Annotated in this window: 9 protein-coding genes; 8 read left to right on the top strand and 1 reads right to left on the bottom strand. The window is 45.4% G+C overall.

Annotated elements, in window-relative coordinates:
• The first annotated feature begins 744 nt into the window (after nt 1-744).
• Entirely contained in the window at nt 745-2640 is a 1896-nt protein-coding gene (locus ACSAZL_RS22215) for a uroporphyrinogen decarboxylase family protein (protein WP_440946710.1), read from the top strand.
• A gap of 297 nt (nt 2641-2937) precedes the next feature.
• Nucleotides 2938-3258, top strand: coding sequence for a hypothetical protein (locus ACSAZL_RS22210; protein ID WP_440946709.1), 321 nt, complete (start codon nt 2938-2940; stop codon nt 3256-3258).
• Here ACSAZL_RS22210 and ACSAZL_RS22205 read toward each other — a convergent pair.
• Nucleotides 3245-3496 (bottom strand): hypothetical protein, encoded by a 252-nt coding sequence (locus ACSAZL_RS22205; RefSeq protein ID WP_440946708.1) that lies wholly within the window; start codon nt 3494-3496, stop codon nt 3245-3247. The genes ACSAZL_RS22210 and ACSAZL_RS22205 overlap by 14 nt on opposite strands.
• 139 nt (nt 3497-3635) lie before the next feature.
• Between ACSAZL_RS22205 and ACSAZL_RS22200 the strand changes: the two genes are divergently transcribed.
• The 6 genes from ACSAZL_RS22200 (at nt 3636) to ACSAZL_RS22175 (ending at nt 12267) form a co-directional block, all read left to right on the top strand.
• Nucleotides 3636-5243 (top strand): TCP-1/cpn60 chaperonin family protein, encoded by a 1608-nt coding sequence (locus ACSAZL_RS22200; protein WP_440946707.1) that lies wholly within the window; start codon nt 3636-3638, stop codon nt 5241-5243.
• Nucleotides 5244-5886: 643 nt separating this feature from the next.
• The gene (locus ACSAZL_RS22195) at nt 5887-7008 is read left to right on the top strand and encodes a CobW family GTP-binding protein (protein ID WP_440946706.1); all 1122 of its coding nucleotides are present in this window, start codon (nt 5887-5889) and stop codon (nt 7006-7008) included.
• A gap of 1082 nt (nt 7009-8090) precedes the next feature.
• Nucleotides 8091-8867: a methanol--corrinoid protein MtaC gene (gene mtaC / locus ACSAZL_RS22190; RefSeq protein ID WP_440946705.1), complete on the top strand. Its 777-nt coding sequence runs from the start codon at nt 8091-8093 to the stop codon at nt 8865-8867.
• A gap of 14 nt (nt 8868-8881) precedes the next feature.
• Complete coding sequence (mtaB, locus tag ACSAZL_RS22185; protein ID WP_440946704.1) at nt 8882-10267, top strand: methanol--corrinoid protein co-methyltransferase MtaB; 1386 nt, start codon at nt 8882-8884, stop codon at nt 10265-10267.
• A 54-nt stretch (nt 10268-10321) separates the two neighbouring features.
• A complete protein-coding gene (locus tag ACSAZL_RS22180) occupies nt 10322-10906 on the top strand; it encodes an acetate uptake transporter (RefSeq protein WP_440946703.1) in 585 nt (194 codons plus the stop codon).
• Nucleotides 10907-11301: 395 nt separating this feature from the next.
• A complete protein-coding gene (locus ACSAZL_RS22175) occupies nt 11302-12267 on the top strand; it encodes a cation diffusion facilitator family transporter (RefSeq protein WP_440946702.1) in 966 nt (321 codons plus the stop codon).
• Nucleotides 12268-12806: the final 539 nt, after the last annotated feature.

The raw sequence follows: 12806 nt of genomic DNA, 5'->3' as shown, positions 1-12806 counted from the left end.
ACTCTACTGTTTTCAGTATACTGAAAAACAAAATACCTGTTTTTACACCGAATGATATAAATGCAATGGGCTTAAAAGAGCGGATCAATAGCTTGAGAGAGGATCGATAGGCTGAGAGATGATCGATAGGCTGAGAGATGTTCGCAACTTTTCAATCTGCATTTCTCCGATCATTACCCTCAAATTTTCAATACCCTTTATGTTTACATCCCCCCTCAATATTTAGCAGGCTCTATTTTTCCAGAGGCAGGGAGTTTTCCGCCCCCCCTAATAAAAACCTCATGCTTGCAAAAAGGCCGGGAACACAAAAGCTAAAGAAACAACAAATTTCCCCCGGGTTCTGAAACTAGAAGTCCAGTAAAAATCCATTCCATGCAAAATATAAAGAAAACTATATTTTTCCGGGAGGGAAAAAATTGCCATTGGATCAAAAAACATTGTCGGTTAAGCTATATATCATAGAGTCAATTTGTCAGTAGTGACCATTTAAGCCTGAAAGGAAAAACCTGTACTGGATTCAGGGAAAAATTTCAGTTTGTACCGCGGCTGGAAAATACTGATTTTCAGGAAAAACCTGATTTTCAGGATAATGGTCATTTTGTGGATTAAGGAGTATATTAGTGGATCCAGCGAATTAACGGGCTGTGGAACCCGTTATGGATCCAAATAAAAGCAGATAGAGATCCAGAAGAACAGGCAGAAAATTGGTTGTCTGGATCCTTCATAAAAAAGGAGATTTTTCTAATGGCAAAAGAAGATATTCTGAACGCTTTAGCTGATGCTGTCGTTGATGGTGACGACGAGCTCGCAGAAGAATTCGCACAGAAAGCCCTTGACGAGGAGCTCGATGCATACGAAGCAATAGTCGAAGGCCTTGCAAAGGGCATGAAGATCATCAGTGACATGTACGAGAAGGGAGAAGCTTTTGTCCCCAGCCTTCTACTTGCAGCAGATGCAATGTATGCAGGAATGGACATCCTTACCCCTTACATAAAAATAGACGGAACCTCCTCCCCCAAGAATGTCATCATTGGTACAGTTGAAGGAGACGTCCATGACATAGGCAAGAACCTTGTCAAGACCATGATGACTGCAGCCGGTTTTAACATGATAGACCTTGGCTGTGACGTGCCTCTCGATAAGTTCGCAGAAACCGCAAAGGAAAAGAAGGCAACTGCAATCTCAATGAGCACACTCATGACCACCACAATGAGCGGCATGGAAACTGTTATTGAACAGCTCCAGGAAGAAGGAATCAGAGACTCCCTCATTGTCATGGTCGGCGGTGCACCTGTTTCTCGGACTTTCGCAGACAGTATCGGTGCAAACGGCACAGCCCTTGATGCAAGCACAGCGGTTGAGACTCTTACTTCCCTTGTGAGCGAAATCCCTGCCGATGCCTGGAGTGACTCGGCAATTGCAGCAAGCAAGATGAAGTACAAAGAATCCCTCGCACAGAAGAGTGGCAAGGAAAAGATCGATATCGGTAGGGTAACCGCTGAGAAAGTCATCGCAGAATTCGACACCGTAGTTCCGAAGTTCAAAGAAACCATGACCAAAGCAGAGAGGTTTGGCGCTGCCTTCCAGGACAAGAAGGTCGACAGGCTCCCGGTAGCACCTCTCGCCTGCGGTGTATCCAGAAAGTTCGTGCCCTGCTCCTATGCCGATTATTCCACAAAGGCAGAGAAGTATGCAGATTGTGTCGAAGCAGGCATCAAATACTTCAATATGGACACCTTCGTCGGCCTGACCGACCTCTGTGTTGATGCCGCTGACTTCGGTGCAACCGTCAGGTACCCTGAAGAGGACACCCCCGCAGCAATTGGCCACCTCGAAGACTACGAGAAACTTGAAGTCCCCGAACTTAAGGAAGGCACACGTGCCTACAACCTGATCCAGGGCAACAAGCTCGCAACCGAGAAAGCACATGCTCTTGGCGCACCCATGACCGCCCTGATCGAAGGTCCGATGGTCGCCCTGACCCAGATCATGGGAGCAACCCGTGTGCTCTCTGACCTCAGGACAAACCCCGATGTTGTCCTCAAGGCCCTTGACAAGACCACAACCTACGTAGAAGAAATCATGAAGGGCATGTTCGAAGAAGCCCAGCCTGACAATCTCTGTATGGTTACCCTCTGGACAAACAACGTCATCCTTAGCGCTGACGAATACATGAAGTCCGAAGGCCAGGTTATGCAGAACAGGATCGCCCCGCTGTACAAGAAATACAACAAGCCTGTTGTTATCCACAACTGTGCCGATGCCCCACACTGGGAGCTCATAAACAAATGGAACACACAGTACTACAGCTACACCTTCTATCCTGATGAGGTTGATAAAGGATCCAAGGACCACAAGTACCTGATCAGCAACTATGGCAAAGAAACCATGTTCGGTGGAGAGGTCAGTCCGATCATCTTCCTGGATAACAGCCCTGAAGGCCTCCAGAAAATGAAGGCAGACACAATTGCCCTTCAGGAGAGCGTCCTGAACACTCTCAAGGAGAACGGCATGCAGTCCAAATACATGATTTCAACAGGCTGTGAAGTCCCACCGGGAGCGCCCTGCGACTCCATCACTGCCCAGACCTATACCGTGGCAGAAAAGGGTCCGGAAATCTACAAGAAGATCATCGGATAAACCTGCTGAGAACATTTAAGAAGAAAAAAACAAGCCTGGGTTGCCAGGCAGGAGATGGGCACCTTTCCCATCCTTCCTTTATTTATCACAATAAAAAATTTGGTTCTTGCTATTTCTGCGCCCTTTGCCTCAAAAAAGTGCAAGCGAACTAAAAACCAGGAAAAAGGCGCCGGGAAAGAAGAAAACGGAAAAACGGGAACAAAAACGATACACACATTTGGGCCGAAAAACAGAAAATTTTCCTCAGGAGATGGCAGAGAACCTTTTCAAATATTCAAATAAGAAAGGTGAAACCGGATGAGACATCAGAAAGTACCTGAAGCCGAGAAAAAAATGTTTTATTCGAGTCCTGTACACCCTGAAATCTATAAGCTGGAACTGAGCCATTCATCTCAGAGATTCCTCTTCTGTTATTCAGTTATTGAAACAAGTCCTGTGAGCTATAAATCGGGCTTAGCCTCTGGGTCGATAGAATATACAGATATATATACTGATTCCAGATATTCCGATTTGCCTGCTGAAGTGGATCTTACAATGAAAAATCCTGATACTTATCTCAAATGCACAGGACAACTCTCCGAATCATCAGACATTAAGCACACATTTAAAGAAAAATAATCCGGGCAGCAAAAATTTCCATATGAAATAACAAAAACAGCAAACCCTCCAAAACGGCAACTACCAAGATCCAACAAAAAACGGCAAAACTTCCAAAACAGCACCCACCAAGATCCAACAAAACAGCAAAACCTCCAAAACAGCAAAACTTCCAAAACAGCAAAACTTCCAAAATAGCACCCACCAAGATCCAACAAAAAACAGCAAAACTTCCAAAACGGCAACTACCAAAAATCAAACAGAAAATCCCCGGATAAAAACCCGAAAAAAAAGATCCGAGATTCGGATGCAATTTCGAAGAATGGTTGAATATTAACCGGAAATAAAACTTCCGGCAGGCCAGAAACAGCAGGAATCGCAGCAAATGAGGAGAGGACATGGCAAGCGAACTGAAAACACCGGGCAGCACGAGCCCTGAAAGCCAGGACGGAATGGCAAAACTGGCGCGGACGATAAGGGACAAGATCCTGATCGATGAGCCGGTAAAAGAAGAGGAGCTGATCGACCAGCTTGAAAGGGCAGCAATAGAAATTGGCGAGCTACTGAGCTCATCCCTCGGGCCGAGAGGGATGAACAAGATAATAGTAAACCCCGTGGGAGACATTTTCGTTACGAGCGACGGAAAAGTAATCCTGAAAGAAATGGATGTGCTTCACCCGGTAGTGACCTCCCTCAAAAAGCTTGCGGAATCAATGGACAAAGCCTGCGGAGACGGCACCAAAACGGCAGTCATTTTTGCAAGCAACCTGATTAAAAACGCAGTCAGGCTAATCAGGGCAGGAGTGCACCCTACAATTGTTATCGAAGGGTACGAACTTGCCATGCAAAAAACGTATGAGATGCTGCAGTACAGCATAAAGCAGGCATCGGAAGAGGATATCCGCACAACCATAATGTGCTCGGCAACAGGGAAGGGGATTGAAAGGCAGCAGGCACAGGCCGTTACGGATATTGTCCTGAAGGTTATAAGCCACCTTTCAGAAAAACAGGCCGGAAGGCTTGACCTGAATAGGAACGTCAAGATCCTCAAGAAGAAAGGCGGACCGGAAATCGTTGCAGTAGAAGGCCTGATTATGGACGAAAACCCGGCAAGGGAGGATATGCCAGCCGAGTTCGAGAACCCTGCGGTCCTGATCATAAATTATGACCTCAAAATAAAAAGCGGATATTTGAACCCCCAGCACAACCTAAAAATGGATTCAGTGCAGACTGCGCTCCTTTTTGAGGAGAGGAAAAAACAGATGTGCGGGGAAATTGCCCGGAAGATTATTGATTCGGGAGCAGATGTCCTCTTCTGTGAGGGAGATATCGACCCTTACATAGAAACCCTGCTCAGGGACGGGAATATTCTGGCTTTCAAGAAGCTGAAGATGAAAGACCTCGAAAAGCTTGCGGAAGCCACAGGTACGGCCCTGATGGCCAGGTCGGATGAGATTCACCCCTACGACCTCGGAAAGGCAGACAGTATAAAACTTGAAAAGAAAAACGGGGAAAATTTTGTTTTCATTACCGTGAAAGAGAAGACAATAGCTACCATCCTGATCCGGGAACCTGTAAAATACGGGCTTGACAAGGTGGAAGAGGCTGTTGATGACGCCCTGAACAATGCGGCCTTCCTCGGGAAAAACAGGGAAATCGTAAACGGAGGAGGGGCAATTGAGTTTGAGCTTGCGCATATGGTCAGGCTATTTGCGGCAACGCAGACGGGAAAGAAACAGCTGGCAGTCCGGGCTTATGCCGAAGCCCTTGAAAAAATTCCAGTGATCCTTGCCAGAAATATGGGAATGAATGAGATCGATGCAATGGCGCAGCTGAGAAATTCGTATGCAAGAGGGGTGGAGGCAAGGATAGACCTCTCAAGAAAGATAACGGATAAGGGGCCAAAAGTCTACGACTCGGCAACGGTAAAGAAACTCGCAATTATTGCGGGCACGGAGACGGCAAGAAACGTACTCAGAATTGACGAGATAGTGCCGAAGAGATGAAACAGGCATGAAAGCAGAAATCCGGAAAGGGAGCCGGAAAAATTCAAAAAATATCACGCTGATAACAGTGCCACTCCCTCTCCAAGGGCATTGTTGTCATATGCACCGAAAAGGAAGTTAGACCTGCAATACTCTTTTCCGGAAAGGCACGGATTTGCCATTTAAAGATGCCTTTCCGGGAGGGTATCTGTACCCGGAAAAACACTAAATAAAACTCTGAATGGGCGATATACTCCGGTTTTGCCATTTATCGGAAGATTGCCGTCCAGAAGCCGGGAAAAACGACTTGATACTCCAAACCTGAAGCACCTCGCAAAAAGAGTATCAAAGAGAAAAAAACGGATAAAAGGTTCTTTCCAAACCCTTTTGCCATTTTTAGGGTTTAAAGGAAAGATGTAAAACCTGAAGCATAGGACAGGTACGCCCCATTTACTGCTAACCCCAGGTAGGAAAGGGGCAATATTCCTGCCCTTATAAAGATGTAAGGCAGGCGATCAGCACTATAATAATACTGCCGACAGCGCAGGCGATATTCCGGAAAGAATGCCCGGTTCTTACCTGGGATTCGATTTAACCTTACACGATGCTCAATTCTTAACTATATTCAATTTTTACCTGAAGGCATGAGGAAGAGGGCAGAGCCATGAAATGCATGATAATCGGAGGATTCCTCGGAAGCGGAAAAACGACAACAATAAGGAAACTTGTCGAATACCTTGGAGCCCGGGGACAGCGGACGGCAATCATTGTCAATGAAATAGGAGAAGTAGGGATTGACGGAGATACCATCGCGGGAGGAGGAGTGGAAACCCGGGAAATTACAAGCGGATGTGTTTGCTGTACTCTCAGGATCAGTATGGAGTATACCCTGAGTAGCCTTATGCTCTCCTATCGTCCGGATACTATTATAATAGAGCCTACAGGGATAGCCTTTCCGAGACAGATCAAAAGCAATATCGAAAGCATGGGTCTTTCGGAGATTAGTTTTACTCCGATAGTAAATATTGTGGACCCCACCCGCCTGAGCACGGGCATAGAAGACCTGCAGAACTTTGTCCGAAACCAGATAGAGGATGCTGAGATCCTGGGCATAAACAAAGTGGACCTAATAGGGCAGGAAAAACTTCTGGAGACATGCTTGCTTCTTCGCAAATTGAACCCGAGAGCAAGGACCGTTCACTTCTCTGCCAGACAGGGAGGAGAAGGTCTGGACAAATTTTTCAGGCTGGCCGGGGTAAGCAGCCAGGATAAAACTGCCTGTGAGGTGAAAAATTCAGGAAAAGCAAGAAACTCAATTGAAGCAAGAAACTTAATTGAAGCAAGAAACTCCGTTGAAATGTCCGGAGTTTCAGCTTACTCAACCGAGTTCGAGATTACTTCACAGGAGATACCTCTTGAAACGGCTGTCTCCGTTTCCGGGCAGATCCTGGACAGTATAAGAAAGAGAGTGACGCAATTGAACCCCGAATTTACAGGGCATATCAAAGTTTCCTTTGCACACAAAGAGAATTTTGTAAAGGGAAGCGTGACTTCAGCATATGAAAAACCCGAAATTGAGATCCTCAAAAAAGAAAATAAGTCCCGCTCAAGGCTAAAGGTACTCTCTGCGGTGACATCCGTACCCAGGGAAGAACTTATAGAGACCGTGGACACAACGGTAAGTGAGCAGCTGGAAGACAGACAGCTTTCATTTATGAAAGTGGAAAAAAGCGGCTCCGGCTACAGTCCGGTTCTAATAAACCCCCTTAAACAGAGGAACTTCTGAAGGAAGGATGTTTCCGGTTGAGGAAAGCTGCGGCCTGACATACAAAAAGTTTATATAGGTTAAAATTGTCCTCGCTCCTTGCCCGAAAGAGTCCTTCATGTAGAGAGGAAAAATGCTCTTTCAGTCTTCCAGAAAAACCTGGCTTCAGGATTGCAACAGATTTGCTGAAAATATTCGGAAGTTCTTCCTCCGGAAAAATTAAAAACAGAGATGCAATAACCTACCAGGGAAAAAGTTCGCTCACATTTTAAAAAACAGCAGGAAAAAGGCAAGAAATTTGATTTAGCCGAACTAAGGGACAATTTAAAGCCCGAGACTTTAAAAATCTACAAAATATATAAGGAAGAGAATAAAAGTCTGGAAACCCCCGAGAAAAATGATTGAGGATGTAAAACTTACTTGCATGTTTCCAGAAGAAAGTCCCAATGCATCAGATTTTGCCTTGTTGAAGATTCCAGATAAAACAAATCCACTTGATAACCTCCGTAGTTCAAATAAAGACCTTCAGTTTTTCAAGGTCCGCAAGAAAAAGTCCCCTTGAAAAAAGAATAATTGCCAGATAAATTTTGATCCCATTGATTAAAACAATGGAAACAAAAAAACAATTCTTTTTTATAAAATCATTTGCGGAAAAAATTGGATTGAGAATTATAAAATTATAGCTGCGCAAAAATTAGCACAGATGAAGGTATATGCGAGGAAATCCAACTGTCATCTGCAAGTGAATTCCCGAGTTGCAAGGGAGTACACCTTTCATTAGTTAACTGGGAAGAAAAGGTCTACTGGCACCTGAAAATAAGAACTGGAATCCCGTATACCGGGAAATCAGCAATCATTTCTAAGGAGCCTGAAAAACAGGAAAAACAGGCCTGTAATTCGGCACTCTCGTGCAACCAGTACACCATAAAGAGGTTATCTATACCCCCACAATGAAAAGAATTCGATCTGGAGGTTTTCGAATTCATTTACATTGTTTCAGAATATATTAGGAAGAATATATCTGAAATAGGGAAGATGCAACTTGCAGGATCGAAGATCTGAGCAATCTGAGATCGCTTCATTATTAAAATGGAGGTTAAAATATGTTGGATTTGAAACTGGAAGACATCGATGGCATATTAGTACGCTATAACGTCGCCCTCGAAAAGGAAATGACCCCTGACGAAGCAGCAGAAGAGCTTTACCCGAAGGATGAACTCATCTACCCAATTGCAAAAGCAATCTACGAGGGAGAAGAAGACGACGTTGTTGATGCCCTCAAAGCCGCAATCGATGCAGGCAAGAAGCCAATCGACCTTATCAACGATGCCCTGATGGTAGGCATGGGTGTTGTATCCCAGCTCTACGACGAAGGTATCATTTTCCTCCCCAATGTTATGATGTCTGCAGACGCAATGCTGAACGGTATTGAATTCTGCAAGTCCCAGACCACCGAAGTACCTGAGCCAAAGGGCAAGGTCGTCTGCCATGTTGCAGAAGGTGACGTCCATGACATCGGTAAGAACATTGTTGCTGCCCTCCTGAGAGCAGCCGGCTATGACGTAACTGACCTGGGCAGAGATGTCCCTGTTGACGAAGTCATTGCAGCTGTTGAAAAAGAAAAGCCAATGATGCTGACAGGTACTGCTCTCATGACAACCACCATGTACGCATTCAAGGAAATCAACGACAAGCTCCTTGAAAAGGGAATAAAAATGCCCTTCGCATGTGGTGGCGGTGCTGTGAACCAGGACTTCGTTGCTCAGTACGACCTCGGAGTTTATGGTGAAGAAGCTTCAGACGCTGTGAAGATTGCTGACGCAATCGTTTCAAGCGGAGACGACATTGAGAAATTAAGAGAGGAATTCCACAAGCACTAATCGGAGGGAGCAAAATGGTAAAGAAATACACTTCAATGGCTTACGCTAAAGCAGATGACATGCTCTTCGGGAACTCAAAATTCCCAGTAAAGGCAGGGCTTGGCCTCGAGATCGGTGCTGGATACACAACTCCTGAACTGAACTACGCCCCGAGACCTCAGGCAGGCAAGTCCAAAGACAAACTAGTAAAAGAATACGAAAGGATCACCACCGACGCAATGGCAAGAATGGTCCAGATCGGTGCACCCTCCATCGTACTCGAAACCGAACACGTCGAACAGATGTCCAACAACCCCGACTGGGGAGGCGCTGTTGCACACGCCCAGAAGACCATCATGGAAGAATACCACGATGAATACGGCATAAAGTGCGCCCTCCGCCACACCATCGGTGACATCCGTGAAGACCGTGACTACCTCCAGCTCAGAGGAGACAAATACAGCACCTTTATGGAAGCCTTTGAACAGTGCGCCCAGAACGGTGCAGACCTGCTTTCCGTTGAGTCAATGGGTGGTAAGGAAGTATTCGACTACTCCATCCTCAGGAACGACACTGCAGGTATCCTCTTCGGTATCGGTGTGCTCGGCAGCATGGACATGGAAATGGTCTGGTCCGACATTGCAGACATCGCAAAGAAGAACGGCGTAGTTGCAGCCGGTGACACAGACTGTGCCCAGGCAAACACTGCAATGTTCATCGCAGGCGGTCTCCTTGACAAGAACCTCGCACACACAACCGCAATCGTTGCAAGGGCAATCTCTGCAGCAAGGTCCCTCTGTGCATATGAAGCAGGCGCAACCGGCCCTGGAAAGGACTGCGGATACGAAAACACCATCGTAAAGTCCATCTCAGGTGTCCCTATTGCTCAGGAAGGTAAGACCTCAACCTGTGCCCACTCTGACGTAATGGGTAACCTGACCATGCAGTGCTGTGACCTCTGGTCCAACGAGTCCGTTGAATACCACGGTGAATTCGGTGGTACCACCGTTCAGTGCTGGTCCGAGACTCTTGCATACGACTGTTCCATGATGAACGTTGCCCTGAAACTCGGAAAGGCAAAGGACCTGAGGGACATCCTCACCCTCTCTGACAAGTACAGAGACCCACAGGGCTATGTCCTTGCCTATGACAATGCATACAAGGTTGGAGAAGCAATTGCAAAGAACGGTGACAACAACTACCTCCGTGCAAAGGCTGCTGCAATCGAGTGCTGCAACATTGTAGAAGAAGGCATCAACTCCGGCAAGCTGAGACTCACAAGGTTCGAAACCAATGCTCTTGCAAAGGTTAAAGCCGACCTTGTAGCCCTTACCGACGATGCTGACAAGTTCATGAGTGACAACCTGACCAAATTCAAGCAGGAAGTTGCAGTTTTCAAGACCGAAAACTACGGGCTCTAAGCCCTAAACTTCCTTTTTTTAATTTTTTCGAAAAATGGCTTCAGGGGAATAATCATGAGCGAAAACGCAGGAACTTCTACAATAATTATTGATAAAACCGCAAATGCCGCTCCTCTCGGTTTTACCGGGTTGGGCCTCGCTGCAGTTCTGTTAAGTCTGAGCTACATTGGTGTGTACCCTGTAGGGTCAATGATTGTCTCCATGGCAATATTCCTGGGAGGATTTGCCCAGGTGTTTGCAGGAATCATGTCCTGGAAGAAAGGAGATATTTTTGCAGGAACTGCCTTTTCAGCCTTCGGCCTCTTCTGGTTCTCCCTGGCCGGACTGATCATAATGCCTGCAATGGGCTGGGTTGAAGCCTCACCCGGAATCGCTATGGCCGCGTATCTCTTCATCTGGGGTGTGTACACCTTTGTTATGTTGATCATTACAATGAAGATAGGAGTCAGAGCCCTCCAGTTTGTATTTGTAACATTATTTATACTGTTTATGCTGCTGGCTATTGTAAACGTAACCGGAAGTGCCGGACTGCTTGTAGTGGCTGGCTACGTTGGACTCATTATGGGCCTTGGATCTTTATATACGGCTCTTGCCATGGTAATGAATGAAGTTCATGGGAAGACAGTTGCTCCACTCTGAAGATAAAGTAATGACAGCATTACACCCTCAGTAATAAAAAACGGAACCTAAAAAACGGAAACTGAGGAAAATATACACCAACCTCGACGACCTACAAAACCCAAAAAACGGCAGGGCAAAAACAGGACAGAAAGCCCAAAAAAAGTTTCAACCCTTGAAAACACAGGTTAAAAACTAATCTGTGTTTTCAAAAACACTTACCCTCCCAAAATCTATTGATCTTAGTGGCCAAGAATGCTGCGTAATGTACCGCGTTAGGGAAAAAATGTAGGCTTCGAGGCTTCCTAATATATTCAATTCTCGTATTATTACTCTTATTATTACTCTTTTCGACCCTTTCGAATTGGCCCGCTTTATGAAGGAGGATTAAAAAACTCATTGCCGGGGAATTTCGGATGAAGACAAACAAAAATTTGAATAAAACCCGGAAAATCTCGTATACAGGGCTCTTTTTTAGTCTTGCACTAACTCTTTTCAAATTGTTTGCCGGACTGCTGGGACACAGCACGGCACTTCTTGCGGATGCGGTCCGTTCCTTTTCAGAGCTAATCAATGAACTCGTAAAACTTCTTGACCTTTCCATTGCCAGTAAACCCGAAGATTGGACCCATAATTACGGACATGGCAAAGTTGCGACCCTCTTTACGGGAGCTGGAGCATGTGTGCTCCTGTTTGCAGGCATCCAGTCAGCAAGTCTGGCTTCAGGAGAGTTGCTTATGTTTATTCAGGGAAAGGAGATGGAAACCCCTGAAATGTTTGCGCTCTCCGCAGCTGCTCTCGCCCTTGTATCAAAAGAAATTATCCCTCTTTTCAGCAGGCGAGCCTGGAAACAAACAGAGGAAATTTCATTCGAAACTGACATTTACACAGGAAACTCTCGGCTCAGAAATTTAGTGCTTTCCTGTTTTGTTACTCTGGGCATAGGATGTACGTTTCTCCCCGGAAAAACCTGGGCTGCGGCTGATTCCCTTATTGCGGTTCTTCTAAGCCTTTATCTTCTCGGATCCTCGGGCAAACTCCTCTACGGTACTGCCAATGAACTCATAGAAGCTTCCCTTGATGAAGAAAACAATCGGAAGATCAGGGAGATAATAAACCGAACCGAAGGAGTACTGGGTTCGGGAGAACTTAAAACCCGGAGAATAGGAAACGGGATAGCAATCAATGCCTGTATTACTGTAAATAGCTCTCTGAACATTCAGGAAGTTGCAGAGATTGCAGATCTGGTAGAAGAGAGACTCAAAACAACCTACGGAGAGGGCATATATACCCTTATAAAAGCAGAGCCTGCCCAGGAAAGAAGTTGTTTCCAGAAAAAGCTCAGGGCCTCCGAAGAAGGGGGAAAGAAGATAGTGGCATAACCAGGAAGACCAAAAACCAGCAAAAAAATATAAATCCAAAAAAATAAAATAATAAAAAAATAATAAGATCGATAAAAAATAAATCCTAATGCAGAAGTGAGAAAAATTGCGTTCCTGATTTAACGTATTGGCCCCTTCGACGTTGACTTTTATCCATTTAGTTAAACTGTTGCACGGACCAAGACCAGAGAAAATCCTTCTGGATTTTACAGACTTTAGACATAATACTCACCATTCAATTACTCACCGTTCAATTATCCACCATTCAATTACTCGCCGTTCAATTGTCCACCATTCAATTGTCCACCATTCAATTACCCGCAATTCAATTACTCACCGTTCAATTATCCACCATTCAATTGCCCGTAATTCAATTACCCCTCATCCAATTATCATCATTCAATTACTCAGGTTTCATTAGAACCAGATATCCATTTAGCTACTACATGTTTAACAACTATTCGGACTTTAATTATAATAACAGGCTTTGACCAGTACCGGAACCCAACTGTAAGCAACAGCCCGAAACCTGACCGGGT

The organism is Methanosarcina mangrovi (genome assembly GCF_052057765.1).
Classification (GTDB): Archaea; Halobacteriota; Methanosarcinia; order Methanosarcinales; family Methanosarcinaceae; genus Methanosarcina.
Note: the sequence above shows the minus strand (reverse complement) of the source record. Positions and strands in the feature narration are given on the sequence as shown.